Below are 15766 nucleotides of genomic sequence, written 5' to 3' on the forward strand. Positions count from 1 at the left end.
CGCTGATGACCCCGCCGACGACACGGTCCCCGGGCACCGGGCCGCAGGGCCTGCCAGCCGACCTGCAGCGCCCGGCCTACGGCACCGCGACCCTCGCCGACGTGCTCCCCGGGGTGGCCACCGCCCTCGGGGTCCCCCTCCAGCGCGGCACTGACCTCACCGCCGACCCGCTGGGCCTGGCCGACACCCTGCGCGGGGCCCGCAGCGTCGCGGTGCTGCTCGTCGACGGCCTGGGCGCCGACCTGGTCCGGGCGCACGCCGACCTGGCCCCCACCCTGGCCGGGCTGCTGAGCCCCGTCGGCGACCTGCAGGCGCCCTGCCCCAGCACCACGCCGGTCAGCCTCACCACGCTGGGCACCGGCCTGCCGCCGGGCAGCCACGGCGTCCTGGGCTTCGTCACCGACGTGCCCGGCGAGGACCGCACCGTCACCCACACGCACTGGACCGACGACCCCGACCCGGACACCTGGCAGGCCAGGCCCACGGTGTTCCAGCAGCTGGCCGCCGCCGACGTCGCCAGCACCGTCGTCGGGCCGTACGCCTACGCCGGGTCCGGGCTGACCCGGGCGGCCTACCGCGGGGCCCGCTACACCTCGGCGGTCAGCCCCGGGGACCTCGCCGCCGTCCTCGCGCACGCCCTCGGCGGCCGGGACCGGTCGCTGGTCTACGGCTACCACGCCGAGCTCGACCTGACCGGGCACGTCCGGGGCGTCGACTCCGACAGCTGGCGACACCAGCTGGCCGCGGTGGACCTGATGGTCGCCCAGCTGGTCGACGCCCTCCCCGCGGACGCCGCCCTGCTGGTCACCGCCGACCACGGGATGCTCGACGTCCCCGCCGACACCCGCCTGGACGTCGACGCCGAGGTCGCGCTGCAGGAGGGCGTGCGGGTGCTGGCCGGGGAGCCCCGGGCCCGGTACGTGCACGCCCGACCAGGCGCCGAGGCCGACGTGCTCGCCGCCTGGCAGGGCGTGCTCGCGCACCGCGCCTGGGTCGTCAGCCGGGAGGAGGCCGTCGCCAGCGGGGTCTTCGGCCCGGTCGACGACGGCCTGGTCGCCCGGATCGGCGACGTCGTCGCGCTCGCCCGGGGCAGCTGGGCGCTCACCGCCACCCGGCGCGAACCGGTGCCCTCGATGCTGGCCGCCTACCACGGCTCGCTGACCGCGACCGAGCTCGCGATCCCGCTGCTGCTGGCCCGCGGCCGGGCCCTGGACGGCGCGGCGTGAGCCGCCGCACGGAGGACCGCGGACCCGCGACGCCGATGCTCACCGTCTGCCGCGGCTGCTGCTGCGGGCGCACCGAGAAGCACCCCGACGTCGACCACCGGGCGCAGCTGGAGACGCTGCAGCGGGCCGGCGCCCGGGTGCGGGTGGTGGACTGCCTGGACGCCTGCGAGCGGTCCAACGTGGTCGTCGTCAGCCCCACCCCGGCCGGCCGCGCCGCCGGGGCCCGACCGGTCTGGCTGGGCGGGGTGCTGGACGAGGAGACCACCGCCGAGGTCGTGCAGTGGGTCGCCGACGGCGGCCCCGGCGTGGCCGAGCCGCCGGGCTTCCTGGACATCCAGGTCTTCAGCCCGTCGCGGCGGACCCGCGCGGAGGCCGAGCTCTAGACCGGGGGCGCGACGGGGGCGAGGGGCCCCACCGGGTGCCAGGTACGCCACCGGCCCGGCCGGAGCGCGGCGCAGGTCAGCAGCCGGGACTCGGCCGAGAGCCGCGCGTCCAGGGTGAGCACCAGGTCGCCGTCGGGGCCGCCCAGGGTGACCGCCCAGCGCTCACCGCCGGTGTCGGGCGCGGGCAGGGCACGCACCGAGCGGACCGGCAGGTCCTCCACCCCGAGCAGACCCAGCTCGGCGCGGGCCAGCTGCTGGGCGGCCTGGGCCGGCGGGGTCAGGCCGGCGCGGCCGCGCAGGTGGTCCAGCAGCACCTCGCCGCGGCCGTGCGCCCCGACCAGGTCGGCGCCGTCGCCGGGGACCTGGCCGTAGACGTGCCCGGTGGGCAGCACGAGCACGTTGGCGGCGAACCGGTCCCCGCCCAGGTGGCTGGTCTCCCAGACGTCGGCCGGACCGGCGGCCGGGAGGGCCCGGGCCAGCGGTCGTCCGCGCACGGCGCAGCAGGCGTCGTGGCCGCCGTGGGTGCACACCAGGTAGGTCGGGTCGGTGTGGTCGACCCCGACCGAGCCGTCCAGGGGCGCGTCCAGGAGCTCGGCGTCGGTCTCCCGGGTGGACCAGCGCAGCCAGGTGCCCCCCGGGGTGACGTCGGCGACGGCCCAGCGTCGGCCGGAGTCGCTGAGCCGGTCCCCGGGGCGGCGCACCATCTGGATCCGCAGCCCGGCGTCCCGGGCGCGGGCGGCCAGCAGCGGGGCCACGGCGGCGTCGAAGCGGGACTGCAGCAGTGCGTCCCGGCCCCAGGGTCCGGGCTGCTCGACCAGCAGCCACCGGCGGGCCGGCGGGGCGGTGGCCATGGGGGAGTCACCCGCGGCCAGGGCGCGGACCGAGCACCGCCCCTCGTCGAGGCGGCCGACCGGGGTGGACCGGTCGGCCGCGACGAGGGGCGGGGCGTCGTCGGGGACCAGGCAGAAGTCGTCCGCCGGGTCAGGCACCTGCTGCGTGCTCGCCACCTCGGGGTGACCGGCCTGGGGACTCATCGTCCCCATGGTGCACAGGTCCTCCGGCGACCGCGTCGGGGACGACGGCGACGGACTCCACCACGAGCCGGCGGGCCAGGGTCAGCTGCTCCTCGGCGTCCAGCCCGGGCAGGTCGCCCACCTCCAGCTCGCCCGCGGCGAGCAGCTCGGCCAGCGCCGGGCGGGTGGCGGCGGGCAGGTCGTGGTGCCGGCGTCCGGCGACCAGGGTGACCCGCTCCCCGACGACGTCGCGCAGCTGCACCCGCAGGCGCGGACGCAACCGCAGCACGGTGTCGGCCGACAGCGCGGCGGCGGCGGCGGACTGGGCCAGCGGGGCGACCGGCTCGGGTCGCACCTGGGCCCAGGTCCGTGAGCGCAGCCGGTCGGACACCACGGCGGGGTCGACGCGGTCCAGCCAGGAGTGCAGCCCGGCGATCACCGCGGCGACGTCCTCGGCGGTGGTGCCGGGGTCGGCGAGGTCGACGCCCAGGGGCAGCGACCGGCGCAGCTCGGGGTCCTCGACGGCCAGGGTGCGCACCAGGTCCAGCGCCGACTCCACGGCGCCCCAGCGGGTCACCGGGTGCACGCCGATGGTCAGGTGGGCGCTGATCTCGCCCAGTGCGGTCGCCGAGTGCAGGTAGCCGCGGGGCAGGTAGAGGGCGTCACCGGGACGCAGCACGGTGTCGATGACCGGCTCGCGCTCCGCGGCGGCAGCCACGGCCTCGGCCCGGTCACCCCAGGGCTGGGTGCGCAGCGGGTCGGTGAGCACCGGCTCGTGGATGGTCCAGTGCTTCTCCCCGGCGACCTGCAAGACGAACACGTCGTGCACGTCGTAGTGCGGGGAGAACCCGCGCGAGGACGGCGGGGTGATGTAGGCGTTGACCTGGGTGGGGTGCCCGAGGTCGGCGGCGAGGGAGTCGGCGAACTCGACCAGCGGCGGCCACAGCCGGTGCAGGCCCTGCAGGACGACGGTGCTGCCCTCGCTGAACAGGCGCAGCACGGAGTCCGAGGAGACCTGGTCGGCCACCTCGGCCCCGGCGCCGCCGGAGGTGGTGAAGCGCTTGGGGTCCACCACGGCGCCGTCCTTGGCGATCCGCAGGAACGGGGTGCGCAGGCCGCGGGTGGACAGCAGCTCGTCCACGTCGGCGAGGGTCAGCAGGTCGGCGAAGCCGCCGGGGCCGGTGGGGGAGGACGAGTCGAGCTCCGCAGCGCTGGACAGCAGGGGCCGGCGCGACCAGTGCTGCTCGGCGAAGACCTGCGGGTCCACGCGCACGCAGCGCCGCAGGGCCGGACGGAGGTCGCCCTCCGTCCGGCCCTGCGGGGTCGTGGTCTGGCTCAGGCCGAACCGTCCGCGCCGCCGTCGCTCTGGCCCGGGGTGCCCTCGCCGGCACCGCTGTCCGCGGGGCCCTCGGCGGAGCCGTCGGCGCCGTCGTCGTGCTGGCCGGGGGTGCCGGAGCCGGCACCGCTGTCGGCCGGGCCCTCGGCGCCACCGTCGGCACCGCCGTCAGCGCCACCGTCGGCGCCACCGTCCTGCTGGCCCGGGGTGCCGGAGCCGGCACCGCTGTCCGCGGGGCCCTCGGCCGAACCGTCGGCGCCACCGTCGTGCTGGCCCGGGGTGCCCTCGCCGGCGCCGCTGTCCGCGGGGCCCTCCACGCTGGTCATGTCGTCGTCGTCGAACGCCACGGTTCCTCCATCAGGTCGTCGTACGGCCGCCGATCAGCGGCCCCGGACCTGTCGTACCGCGGTGATCGACTCCCTAACCATCCCCCGCGGTGACGTCGGCCGGGCGCGCGTAGAGCCCCGGGTGGGCGGGGTAGGTGGGGCCTCGTGCACGACACCCCCAGACCCGGGGTCCTCGCCCGCGAGGACGCTGTCCAGACCACCGCCTCCGCCTTCACCCGGCTGCTCGACGCCGGCTGGTCCGCACCGCTCCCCGGCAGCGGCGCCACCGCCGAGCGGTGGCGCGCCCTCCACGACCTGGGTGCGACCGACCTGCCGCTGGCCCGGCTGGCCGAGGGCCACGCCGACGCGGTCGCGGTGCTCGCCGAGCTCGACGGCCCGGCACCCGGGGCCGGCGAGCGGCTCGGCGTGTGGGCCGCGGAACCGCCGTCGGGCCGGGTGGGCGCCGAGCGTGCGGGTGGCGGCTGGCGCCTGTCGGGGGTCAAGCAGTGGTGCTCGGGTGCGCGGGTCTGCACCTCGGCCCTGGTGACCGCGCACGCCGACGACGGCCGACGGCTGTTCCTCGTCGACCTCGGAGTCCGGGGTGTCGCGCCGTCCCCGGGTGCCTGGGCGGCCCCCGGGATGGCCGGCAGCGACACCGCCGACGTGCTGCTGGACGACGTCCCGGCGCTGGCCGTCGGGGGCCCGCGGGCCTACCTGGACCGGCCCGGCTTCTGGCACGGCGGCATCGGGGTCGCCGCCGTCTGGGCCGGGGGAGCGGCGGGCGTGGCACGGGCGCTGGCAGACGTCGTCGCCACCGCCCCCGAGGACCCGCACCGCGACGCCGCCTGGGGTGCGGTGGACGTCGCGCTCGCCGCTGTGGACGCCGCCCTCGCGGTGGCCGCCGCCGAGGTGGACGCCGACCCGGCCGACACCGCCGGCACCGCGCAGCGGCGGGCCCACCGGGTCCGCGGGCTGGCCGCGCGCACCGGGGACGAGGTGCTGGCCACCGTCGCCCGCGCCCTGGGGGCCGGTCCGGCCGCGCACGACGCGCGGTACCTCGGGCACGCCGCCGACCTCGCCGTCTACCTGCGCCAGCACCACGGCGAGCGCGACCTGGCCGCGCTGGCCGCACCGCTGCGGGCCGCCCGGTGAGCGCCCCGGCCGCCGGGCACACCCCGGACGCCACCCCCGAGGAGGACTGGGCCGGGTGGCTGCCCGGGCAGGACTGGCCCGCCTGGGTGCCCGACCCGACCTGGCGGCGGGTCGCGGTCTGCGCCGCCCACCCCGACGACGAGGTGCTCGGCGTCGGCGGCACCCTCGCGCTGCTGTCCGGGGCGGGCGTCGAGGTCGAGCTGGTCGCCGTCACCGACGGCGACGCCAGCCACCCCGGGAGCACCGTGCTCAGCCCCGCGCAGCTCGCCGTCGCCCGGGTCGCCGAGTCCGGGCACGCGCTGCGCGCCCTGTGTGCCGGGTCCACCCGGACCACCCGGCTGGGCCTGCCCGACGGCCGGGTCGCCGAGCACGAGGCCGGACTGGGCGTGGCGCTGGCCGCCGCGTTCGCCGGGGTCGACGCCGTGCTCACCACCTGGAGCGGGGACGGCCACCCCGACCACGAGGCGGTCGGCCGGGCCGCGGTCGCCGCGGGTGCGCGGGCCGGCGTCCCGGTCTGGCAGTACCCGGTGTGGACCTGGCACTGGGCCGTGCCCGGCGACCCACGCGTGCCCTGGGAGCGGGCCCACCGGGTCGACCTGCCGCCCTCGGTGCAGGACGCCAAGGCGGCCGCGATCGCCTGCTTCCGCACCCAGGTCGCCCCGCTGGGTCCCGACCCGGCCGACGCCGTCGTGCTCCCCCCGGAGTTCCTGGCCCACTCCGCCCGACCGACCGAGGTGCTCTGGACGTGACCCTGCCCGCGTCGTTCTTCGACGACATGTACGCCGCCGCCGAGGACCCCTGGTCGATGCGGTCGCGCTGGTACGAGCGCCGCAAGTACGCCCTGACCACCGCGGTGCTCCCGCGCGAGCGGTACGCCGACGCCCTGGAGGTCGGCTGCTCGGTCGGCGAGCTGACCGCGGCGCTGGCCCCGCGCTGCGAGCGGCTCACCGGCTGGGACGCCAGCGCCGCAGCGGTCGAGCGGGCCCGCGCCCGGGTCGCCGGCACCCCCGGGGTCGCCGTCGAGCAGCGGACGGTGCCCGGTGACGCGCTGCCCGGCGTCGACCTGCTGGTGGTCTCCGAGGTCCTCTACTACCTGTCCCCGGCCGACCTCGCCGTCTTCCTGCACCAGGTGCGGACGGCGGTCCGCCCCGGCGGCACCCTGCTCGCGGTGCACTGGCGGCACGAGGTGCCCGAGTACCCGCAGACCGGGGACGCCGTCCACGAGGCCCTGCGGTCGGAGCTGGACTGGCCCCTGGTCGCCACGCACGCCGAGACCGACCTGCTGCTGGGCTGCTGGGTGCGGGCGCCGGCGGACGACGTCCGCGCGGCGTCGGTGGCGGCGGCGGAGCAGCTGTGGTGACCGGGCTGCTGGGCGTCGTGGTCCCCGCGCGGGACGAGGCGGAGCTGCTGCCCGGCTGCCTGGCGGCACTGGCCCGGGCCGCGGCGCACCCCGACCTGGCCGGCGTCCCGGTGCTGGTCGTCGTGGTCGCCGACCTGTGCACCGACGACACCGCCGACCTGGCCCGGGCCGGGGGTGCCCGGGTGGTGGAGACCGGCGGGGGCAACGTCGGCGACGCCCGGCACGCCGGGGTGCTGGCGGTGCTGGCCGAGGCCACGCACACCGGGGTGCCCGCCGACCGGGTGTGGGTGGCCACCACCGACGCCGACAGCCGGGTGCCCGCGGACTGGCTCGCGGTGCAGGCCCTGGGTGCGGCCTCGGGCGTGGACGCCGTCGTCGGCACGGTCGCCGTCGAGGACTGGACCGGGCACCCGCCGCACGTCCCGGCCGCCTTCGCCGCGGCCTACGACGCGTGGCGTGCCGGTGGTCTGGACGCCGTCCACCCGCACGTGCACGGGGCCTCCCTCGGGGTGCGGGGGAGCGCGTACACCGCGGTCGGCGGGTTCCCGCCGCTGGTGGTGTCGGAGGACGAGGCGCTGGTCGGGGCGCTGCTGCTGGCCGGTCGCACCGTGCTGCGGACACCGGCGGCGCCGGTGGTCACCTCGGCCCGCCGGGTGCCGCGCGCCGGCGGCGGCTTCGGCGCGGACCTGGACGGGCTGGCCACCGGGGGGCAGGAGGACTGAACCGCTAGGCTGTCGAACACGTGTTCGAACCGAGCGAGGGGTGTGGGTGGACCGGGCCGAGGGCTGCACCGTGCTGCACGTGGACATGGACGCCTTCTTCGCCAGCGTCGAGGTCCGCCGGGACCCCTCGCTGCGGGGGAGGCCGGTCATCGTCGGCGGGGCCGGCAACCGCGGGGTGGTCACCTCGGCCACCTACGAGGCCCGCGCGTACGGCGTGCACAGCGCGATGCCCACCTCCCGGGCGCTGCGGCTGTGCCCGACCGCGGTCGTCGTCCCGGGGGACATGGCGCTCTACGCCGAGGTCTCCCGGGGGGTCATGGCCGTCTTCCGCACCATCACCCCGCTGGTGGAGCCGCTGAGCCTGGACGAGGCGTTCCTGGACGTCTCCGGGGCCGGCCGCAGGCTGGGGGACCCCGTCGACGTCGCCGAGCTGGTCCGCGCCCGGGTGTTCGACGAGCAGGGCATCACCTGCTCGGTGGGCGTGGCCGGCACCAAGTTCGTCGCGAAGCTGGCCTCCACCCGCAGCAAGCCCGACGGGCTGATGGTGGTCCGGCCCGCGGAGGTCATGGGCTTCCTGCACCCGCTGCCGGTGGGCGCGCTGTGGGGCGTGGGTGCCAAGACCGAGGAGGTGCTGGTCCGGCTGGGCCTGCGCACCGTGGGCGACCTGGCGCACGTGCCGGCCCGGACCCTGCAGCGTGCGCTGGGCCACGCCGCGGGCGGCCACCTGCACGAGCTGGCCTGGGGCCGGGACCCGCGCCGGGTGGTGCCCGACGAGCCGGAGAAGTCCACCGGCGCGGAGGAGACCTTCGGCGTCGACGTCGACGACCCGGTGGTCATCCACCGTGAGCTGCTGCACCTGTCCGAGCGCACCGCGGGGCGGCTGCGCTCCACCGGGCACCTGGCCCGCACCGTCACCCTCAAGGTGCGGTTCTCCGACTTCCACACCATCACCCGCTCCCGCACCCTCAAGGTGCCCACCGACGTCGCCCAGGAGCTCTACGACACCGCCCGCGACCTCTTCGACGCCCTCGGCCTGGACCGGGCCCGGATCCGGCTGGTCGGGGTGCGCGCCGAGGGGCTCACCGACGCCGACGGCACGCCCACCCAGCTGGTGCTCGGGGCCCGCGAGCACGGCCGCCGGGACGCCGAGCTGGCCGCCGACCGGGCCGCCCGCCGGTTCGGTGCCGGCGCGGTGCGCCCGGCCACCCTGCTGCGCCGCGACGGCGTCACCGGTCGCTCCCAGGCGGTGCCCCGCCCGGGCAGTCCGGCACCCCGCCGGAGCCCGGACGACGGACGCCGTGCCGCCGGACCCCGCAGTCCCAGCCCGGGACCCGACGGGGACGCGGCGTGACGGGGACGCGGCGTGACGGGGCAGACAGTGCGTCCCGGCGCGCTCCGGGGAACGTCCTGGAGGGCCGGTTCGTCCTCCTGGAGGAGCCGGTCCACCCCCGAGAGGGTGATCGGTGCCAAGTCGCAACCGTGTCGGGGGCCACTCGCCTTTCGCACCCTGCGCAAGGCTCGTATCCTCGTCACCACCGCCGGTGGAGAGCCACCGGCGGCCAGAGCTCGGACCTCAGGAGGTCGTCGTGCCGCTCTCCGAGCACGAGCAGAAACTGCTGGAGCAGATCGAGCGTGCGCTCGTCGACGACGACCCGAAGTTCGCCTCCCAGGTGCGTACCGGTGACCGTCGGCAGAAGGCCCGCCGCAAGCTCCAGCTCGGTGCGCTCGCCGTCGTCGTCGGTCTCGCCGTGCTCGTCGGCGGGGTGGCACTGCCCAGCACCCCCGTCGGGGTCGTCGGCTTCCTGCTGATGTTCGGCGGCGCCGCACTCGGCGTGCTGAACTACTCGGCCGCCACCGGGGCCGTCGAGGTCGGTGGTCCCGAGGGCAGCGCGCCGGCCGGTGGCTCGTCCCGCGCGAAGGGCGGCAAGGCCAAGGCCCGCCGCCAGCCCCTCAAGGACCGCCTCGAGGAGCGCTTCCGCCGCCGCTACGACCAGTAGCGGTCCCCAGCCCACCAGCAGCCGCCGTCCCCGCCCGGGGACGGCGGCTGCTGTCGTCGGTGCTGACGGTCGGTGCGGTGGCCGGGGCACCCGCACCGACCGTCAGGCGGTGCGGGTGCCCCGGCGGCGTGGGGCGTGGGCGGTGACCCAGCCGGTCACGGCGGTCAGCACCGAGGCCGGGGCCAGCCGGGCGCGCCACCGGTCCCGGCGTCCCACCCCGGCCCGCAGCGCCCGGTCCGCTGCCGCGGAGGCCGCCGACAGGTCGCGGACCGGGTGGTCGCCGGGCGGCCCGTAGACCGCCCCCTCCAGGGCGGCGGCCAGGGCACGCAGCGCTGCGGCCGCGGACCCGTCGACCGCGGCCACCTCGGTCAACCGGGCAGCCACCTGCCGCGACGAACCGGTGGTGGTCACCGGCAGCCCCAGGTCGGTGCTGGTGGCCAGCAGCTCGTCCCACACGGCGCCCGGGCTCCCGTCGGCCAGCCGCCGCCGGCGCTGCAGCACCCGGGTCAGCCCGGGGGCGGCGAGCAGCGCCAGCAGCACGGCGGTGCCACCACCCACGCCCAGCCAGCGGCCCCACGCCGTCCCGGCGTCGGCCGCACCGGGCGCCAGCGGGGTGAACTGGTCGTCGCGGTCCAGCTCGGCGGTGGGCACCCCCGGCGCCGCGGTGGGTGCCGCCGATCCGGTCGGCACGGCGGGGGCCCGGTCGTCGGCACGCTGCGCCCACGGCAGGTCGACCTGGCGGGTCTCGGCGATCGGCGTCGGGTCGTAGGGCACCCAGCCCAGGCCGGCGAAGTAGACCTCGACCCAGGCGTGGGCATCGGCGGTGGTGACCAGCCGGCTGCCGTCGGTCTGCGGCTGACCGGGGGTGTAGCCCAGCACCACCCGGGCGGGCACCCCGGCGGCCCGCACCAGCACCGCCATCGCCCCGGCGTACTGCTCGCAGTAGCCGCGGCGGCGCTCCAGGAAGTCGGCCAGGTCGTCCCCGGTGGTGCCCGGGGTGGTGGCCAGGCTGTAGACGAAGCCGTTGGCCCGGTCGCTGAGGTGGCCGAAGACCGCCTCCACGCGCTGGTAGGGCGACTGCTCCGGGCCGGTCAGCTCCTCGACCAGCGCGGTGACCGAGGGGTCCAGCGGCGGCAGTGCGGTGGCCGACTGCTGCAGCGGGTCCGCGGCCGGCAGCGGCCGGCTGGCCGCCAGCTGCTGCGGGGTGGGCCGGGCCTCCTGGGAGACCACGTCCCAGCTCGCGCCGGCCGTCCGGGTGCCGTCGCGGCCGAAGACGGTGTCGTTGCGGTCGTCGATGCGCCAGGCGCCGTCCTCCGCACCGTCGACGACGACGGACTGGACGGAGGCGAACACCGGCAGGAAGCGGTCGTCGTGGGCCAGGGCCGTCACCCGGGAGTCGACCTCCCGGCTGTCCACCGTGCCCGGCAGCGGCGCCAGCGCCTCCGAGGACGACACGGGCAGGCTGCCGTCCAGGGCGGCGATGCCCCAGCCCTCGTCGGTGTACTCGTCCAGGGCCACCGTGCGCAGGTACTCGGGGTCGGGGACGTCGGTCTCCAGCCGCAGCAGGTCGATCGGCTCGGGTTGGGTCAGCTGGCCCTGCAGGGCTGCAGCCGGGTCCAGGGCGGTGCCGGTGCTGGACCCGCCGGGGCCGTCCCCGCCGCCGCCCAGACCCGAGGTGAAGCTGCCCTCGGCCAGCGTCGGCACGAAGGCCGGGAGCACCAGCGCGACCAGCACCGCCAGCGCGCCGGTCCGCAGCGCCGGCAACGTGCCGGTGCCCAGCGGGGCCCCCGGGCCCGAGCGGTCCCGGTCGGCGAGGCGGCCCCGCTGGTCGGCCCACAGCAGCACGGCGAAGCCCACCGCGGGCCCCAGGAAGGCCGCCGGCGATACGTCCCCGCGGGTGGTCGCGACCGGGATGCAGGCCAGCACCAGCAGGGTCAGCCCGGCCAGCGCCGGCTGGCGGGCGGCGACGGCGAGCAGGTCGGCGCCCAGTGCGAGGACGCCGAGGAGCAGGGCCACCAGGGCGACCAGACCGGTCAGCGGCAGGGCCGGGGTGACCTGCTCGCGGACGTCGTCCCCGCCCTCGGCGAGGAGTGCCGCCAGGTCGCCGACCGAGGACGGCGTCGGCAGGAACCCGGCGGTGGCGTCCCCGGGCACGAAGACGACGGTCAGCGCGGTCAGCAGCGCCAGCACCTGCACGGCGGGGACGGCAACCACGACCCAGCCCGACCCGGCGAGGCCCTGCCGGCCGGCGAGCGCGCGGACCACCAGGCCGGCGCCGGCGACCGCCACGACCGCGACCGCGACGGGCGGCGCCCAGCCGCCGGTGGCGAAGACCGGCACCAGGGCCAGCGAGCCCAGCAGGAGGGCGACCGCCGTCGCCACCGTGGTGCCCAGCGTGCCCGCGCGCATCAGCCGGCCAGTCCGGCGGCGGCGGTGCTCGTTCGGCTGCTGGTCGAGGTGGTCGACCCGGCGCCGCCCAGCCGCGCCCAGGTGGCCTCCACGCTGTCCTGCGGCCCGGCGACGACGACCCGCCAGCCGGCGGCCCGCAGCAGCGCCGCGGCGTCCTCGCGCTGGCCGTCGAGCTCCGCGCGGGCCCCGGCGGTGAGCCCGGCCCGGCGGCTGCGCCGGGCGCCCGCGTCGTGCCAGGCGACGACGTCGACCAGCACGGCGACGTCGGTGCCCGGCCCGGACCGGGCCCGGACCAGGGTGCCGACGTCGTCGGGGCCGACGGCACCCAGCAGGCAGACGACCGGGCCCTCGGCGGCGGCCCGGCGCAGCGCCTGCACCCCGGTGTCCAGGTCGGTGTGCCGGGAGGGCGTCAACGCGGCGAGTCGCTCCGCGAGCTCGCCGCGGTCCAGCCCGCCGCGACCGCCGGCCGGGGTCAGCTCGCCGACGTCGGTGACCACGCGCAGGTCCGCGCCGCGGCCCAGCAGGTGGTCGCCGATGCTGGCGGCGGCCTCGACGACCCACTCCAGGGTGTCCGGCGGGGGAGCGGGGTCCCCGGCCGCTCCGGTGCCGACGGCGGTGCCCAGCAGGTGCGCCCGCTGCCGGGTGTCCACCAGCAGGGTCGCCGAGGAGCGCCAGGGCTTCTCCTCCAGCCGGACCATCAGCTCCCCGGTCCGGGCGGTGGCCCGCCAGTGCACCTTGCGGAGGTCGTCGCCGCGCCGGTACTCCCGGGTGCTGACGTCGTCCTCACCGTGGACGGCGAACGAGCGGCGCGCGCCCTCGACGCCGCCGCCGGTGCCCCCGGACAGCGCCAGCGGGCCCAGCGGACGGACCCGGGGGACGACGAGCAGGGTGGCGGTGTCGGTGCCGGCCGTGCTGCGCAGCACCAGGCCGAAGGGGTCCACCAGCCGCAGTCGCAGCGGGCCCAGCGGGTGCCGGCCACGCCGGGCGCCGTGCACCCGGTAACGCAGTGCCGCGGTGGCACCGCTGGGCAGCTGCTCGACCAGGAACCGCGGCCGGACGCCGAGGTCGGCGGGCAGCTGCTCGGACAGCATCCACATGCCCCCGGCCCGCCGGTCGGTGTTGGTGACCTCGAGCAGCACCTCGGCGTCCTGGCCGCGGGGGACCCGGCCGGGGGTGACCGTCCGCCGGGAGGCCAGCCGGAACCGGGCCCGCACGACGCCGACGGCCGAGAGCACCGGCAGGGCCAGGACGAAGAGCGCCAGCTGGACCAGGGACCGCTCGCCGAGCAGGGCGCCGAGCCCGACCAGCGTCAGCCCGGCCGCGACAAGGCAGGACCCGCGCAGGGTCAGGGAGGAGGTGAGGTCGGCCAGCCGGCCACGACGCGGCACGCGGACGCCCGGCTCAGCGGGTCCGGGGGACCGGGACGGCGGTGAGGACGTCGGCCACCACGCGCTCGGTGCTGCGCCGGGCGAGGGCGGCGTCGGGGGTCAGCAGCAGCCGGTGGGCCAGCACCGGCACGGCCATCGCCTGCACGTCGTCGGGGACGACGTGGTCGCGGCCGTCGAGGGCGGCGGCCGCGCGGGCGGCCCGCAGCAGCTGCAGCCCGGCCCGGGGGGAGGCGCCCAGCCGGAGGTCGGGGCTGCGCCGGGTGGCCTCGACGAGGGCGACGACGTAGCGGCGCAGCGGGTCGGCCACGTGCAGCCGGGCGGTGCCGGCGACCATCCGGCGGACCAGTGCGGCGTCGGCCACCGGGGTGAGCGAGCCCAGCGGGTCACGGGTCCCGCGGTCGTCGAGCATGGCCAGCTCGGCGTCCCGGTCGGGGTAGCCCATCGACACCCGGGCGGTGAACCGGTCGCGCTGGGCCTCGGGCAGCGGGTAGGTGCCCTCCATCTCCAGCGGGTTCTGGGTGGCCAGCACCATGAACGGACGGGCCAGCTCGTAGGTGACCCCGTCGACGGTGACCTGCCGCTCCTCCATGCACTCCAGCAGGGCCGACTGGGTCTTGGGGGAGGCCCGGTTGATCTCGTCGGCCACCACCAGGTTGGCGAACACCGCGCCGGGGCGGAACTCGAAGGTGCGGGTCTCCTGGTCGAAGACGGCGACCCCGGTGACGTCGCTGGGCAGCAGGTCCGGGGTGAACTGGATGCGCCGGACGGTGGAGTCCACCGCCTTGGCCATCGCCTTGGCCAGCGTCGTCTTGCCCACGCCGGGGACGTCCTCGATGAGCAGGTGCCCCTCGGCCAGCAGCACCACCAGCGCCAGCCGGACGACGTCGGGCTTGCCCTGCACCACCGTGCCCATCGCCCCGGCGATCCGGGCGCCCTCGGCCTGCACGTCCACCGGCTCGAGATCGGGGTCGCCGGGGGCGCCGGCGCCGGTGTGCGCGCCGGTCGAGGGGGTGGTGGTGGCCTCGGTCACCCGGCCCACGGTACGTGGCCGGCGTTCCGGACCCCGGCGTTCTCGCCCCGGGCCTGCAGACGCCCCCACCGCGCCCTCCCCGGCGGCCTCGACGACGCATCGACCGTGCCTCCCACGGCGCACCGGCCGTGCCCTCCGCGGCCGCGCGACCGTGGCCTCCACCCCGCCTCCAACCCGCCTCCACCCCGCCTCCCCAGCGCCCCACCGCACCCCTCGGCGCCGCCCTGCGCCACCCGGTCGGCGGGGCCCGGGACACAACCCGTGGGGGCGCCACGCCGCCAGAGGGGACACGGGGTGTGAAGTGGTGCCCAGTGGGGGCCAGTGGGTTACTGTGGCGCCGGATGGAGAGCCAGGGTCCGCAGGGGGTCCTGCGAGGTCCACGGGAAGACGAGGTGGGGGTGGTGGTCCGGTGTTCCTCGGCAGCCACGCGCTCCGCCTCGACGAGAAGGGCCGCATGGCCCTCCCCGTCCGCTTCCGCGAGCTCACCGCGAGCGGCGTCGTGCTGACCAAGGGCAAGGAGCGCTGCATCTACGCGCTCACCCACCAGCGCGTCGCCGAGATCCAGCGCCAGCGCGCCGCCGCCATGCCCGCGGACACCGTCCAGGGCCGCGCGTTCAGCCGACTGGGCTTCGGCTCGATGGTCGAGCTGGAGCCGGACAAGGCCGGCCGCATCACGCTCCCCGCCGGTCTGCGCGCCTACGCCGGCCTGGACCGCGACGTCGTCGTGGTCGGGGTCGACACCCGCTTCGAGATCTGGGACGCCGTCACCTGGGACGCCTACGTGGAGGAGCAGGAGGCCGCGTTCGCGGCGAGCGAGAGCGAGGGGATGCCGACCCTGTCCTGAGCCGGCGTCCGGGACGTCCGTCGTCCCCACCGGCCCCCACCCCGACCCCCGCGCCCCACTCGGCACCACCGCACACAGCACCACCGCACCCAGCACGACCGAGCCCCACCCGAGCCGACTTCCCCGCGGCTCGGACCCGGACCGCCAGCCGACTTCCCCGCGGCTGGAGACCGGCGGAGCACGGAGGCGGTGCCACCCGGGACGCGACAGCCCGACCAGCCCGACCAGTCCGATCAGCACCACCCGCACGACGGCAGCACCTGCTCCCTGACCCCGAGCAGCAGCGGACCTCGGTGCGGGGCCCCTCCTGGCGCACTTCCCCGGCGCCAGGCGGGCCCCGCCCGCGAGGACCACGGGACGCGACACCAGATCGACGCGAGACCAGCGAGACCAGCAGGACGGCAGTGCAGCAGGACGGCAGTGCAGCAGGACGGCAGTGCAGCAGGACGGCACAGCACCGAGTCGCGGCCCCGGTCGCCGACCGGGACGGCACACGCAGGACCCGAACGACTCCCGGGACTCCCCGGACACCCCGCACGACCACGCACCAGGCCCGACCCGGCTCTCCGGAGTCCCACCA

Annotated in this window: 15 protein-coding genes; 9 read left to right on the forward strand and 6 right to left on the reverse strand. The window is 77.7% G+C overall.

Translation table 11 applies throughout. The annotated features are described in order from the left end of the window. The first annotated feature begins 5 nt into the window (after positions 1-5). Both ASG41_RS19400 and ASG41_RS19405 read left to right on the forward strand, forming a co-directional pair. Entirely contained in the window at positions 6-1226 is a 1221-nt protein-coding gene (locus ASG41_RS19400; protein ID WP_056299220.1) for an alkaline phosphatase family protein, read from the forward strand. Then, complete coding sequence (locus ASG41_RS19405; protein WP_235564926.1) at positions 1223-1609, forward strand: hypothetical protein; 387 nt, start codon at positions 1223-1225, stop codon at positions 1607-1609. Before ASG41_RS19400 ends, ASG41_RS19405 begins: the two co-directional genes overlap by 4 nt. Here ASG41_RS19405 and ASG41_RS19410 read toward each other — a convergent pair. The 3 genes from ASG41_RS19410 to ASG41_RS19420 all read right to left on the reverse strand — a co-directional run bounded on the left by ASG41_RS19410 (position 1606) and on the right by ASG41_RS19420 (position 4305). Next, entirely contained in the window at positions 1606-2598 is a 993-nt protein-coding gene (locus ASG41_RS19410; protein WP_235564927.1) for a sucrase ferredoxin, read from the reverse strand. The two genes, ASG41_RS19405 and ASG41_RS19410, sit on opposite strands and share 4 nt — an antisense overlap. Next, on the reverse strand, positions 2591-3889 hold the full coding sequence (locus tag ASG41_RS19415; protein WP_235564928.1) for a cupin domain-containing protein: 1299 nt from the start codon (positions 3887-3889) through the stop codon (positions 2591-2593). Before ASG41_RS19415 ends, ASG41_RS19410 begins: the two co-directional genes overlap by 8 nt. 68 nt (positions 3890-3957) lie before the next feature. After that, entirely contained in the window at positions 3958-4305 is a 348-nt protein-coding gene (locus tag ASG41_RS19420; RefSeq protein WP_056299227.1) for a hypothetical protein, read from the reverse strand. 144 nt (positions 4306-4449) lie between these two features. On the opposite strand from ASG41_RS19420, the gene ASG41_RS19425 reads away from it, so the two are divergent. From ASG41_RS19425 to ASG41_RS19450, 6 genes are all read left to right on the forward strand, one after another. Next, entirely contained in the window at positions 4450-5436 is a 987-nt protein-coding gene (locus tag ASG41_RS19425) for an acyl-CoA dehydrogenase family protein (protein ID WP_200939138.1), read from the forward strand. Then, a complete protein-coding gene (locus ASG41_RS19430; RefSeq protein WP_082557141.1) occupies positions 5433-6185 on the forward strand; it encodes a PIG-L deacetylase family protein in 753 nt (250 codons plus the stop codon). The genes ASG41_RS19425 and ASG41_RS19430 overlap by 4 nt, the downstream gene beginning before the upstream one ends. Continuing rightward, the gene (locus tag ASG41_RS19435) at positions 6182-6796 is read left to right on the forward strand and encodes an SAM-dependent methyltransferase (RefSeq protein WP_056299230.1); all 615 of its coding nucleotides are present in this window, start codon (positions 6182-6184) and stop codon (positions 6794-6796) included. The genes ASG41_RS19430 and ASG41_RS19435 overlap by 4 nt, the downstream gene beginning before the upstream one ends. Next, entirely contained in the window at positions 6793-7518 is a 726-nt protein-coding gene (locus ASG41_RS19440; RefSeq protein WP_200939139.1) for a glycosyltransferase, read from the forward strand. The genes ASG41_RS19435 and ASG41_RS19440 overlap by 4 nt, the downstream gene beginning before the upstream one ends. 46 nt (positions 7519-7564) lie before the next feature. Then, entirely contained in the window at positions 7565-8869 is a 1305-nt protein-coding gene (gene dinB / locus ASG41_RS19445) for a DNA polymerase IV (protein ID WP_235564929.1), read from the forward strand. 235 nt (positions 8870-9104) lie between these two features. After that, a complete protein-coding gene (locus tag ASG41_RS19450; protein WP_056299238.1) occupies positions 9105-9515 on the forward strand; it encodes a DUF3040 domain-containing protein in 411 nt (136 codons plus the stop codon). Positions 9516-9617: 102 nt separating this feature from the next. On the opposite strand, the gene ASG41_RS19455 is transcribed toward ASG41_RS19450, so the two are convergent. Genes ASG41_RS19455 through ASG41_RS19465 form a run of 3 tightly spaced genes read right to left on the reverse strand, consistent with a single transcriptional unit; the run spans position 9618 to position 14342 of the window. Then, complete coding sequence (locus tag ASG41_RS19455) at positions 9618-11924, reverse strand: DUF3488 and transglutaminase-like domain-containing protein (RefSeq protein ID WP_056299241.1); 2307 nt, start codon at positions 11922-11924, stop codon at positions 9618-9620. Beyond that, a complete protein-coding gene (locus tag ASG41_RS19460) occupies positions 11924-13312 on the reverse strand; it encodes a DUF58 domain-containing protein (RefSeq protein WP_056299243.1) in 1389 nt (462 codons plus the stop codon). The genes ASG41_RS19455 and ASG41_RS19460 overlap by 1 nt, the downstream gene beginning before the upstream one ends. Positions 13313-13325: 13 nt before the next feature. Next, positions 13326-14342, reverse strand: coding sequence for a MoxR family ATPase (locus ASG41_RS19465; RefSeq protein ID WP_235564930.1), 1017 nt, complete (start codon positions 14340-14342; stop codon positions 13326-13328). 409 nt (positions 14343-14751) lie between these two features. Between ASG41_RS19465 and mraZ the strand changes: the two genes are divergently transcribed. Further along, positions 14752-15186, forward strand: a complete 435-nt coding sequence (gene mraZ / locus ASG41_RS19470; protein WP_056299246.1) for a division/cell wall cluster transcriptional repressor MraZ — start codon at positions 14752-14754, stop codon at positions 15184-15186. The last annotated feature ends 580 nt before the right edge of the window (positions 15187-15766 follow it).

Origin of the sequence: Modestobacter sp. Leaf380, assembly GCF_001424485.1 — a bacterium.
Classification (GTDB): Bacteria; Actinomycetota; Actinomycetes; order Mycobacteriales; family Geodermatophilaceae; genus Klenkia.

What these genes read in the sequence shown, in the direction of transcription:
- ASG41_RS19400 (WP_056299220.1), top strand. Translation starts at nt 6, where the DNA reads ATGACCCCGCCGACGACACGGTCCCCGGGCACCGGGCCGCAGGGCCTG.
- ASG41_RS19455 (WP_056299241.1), bottom strand. Translation starts at nt 11,924, where the DNA reads ATGCGCGCGGGCACGCTGGGCACCACGGTGGCGACGGCGGTCGCCCTC.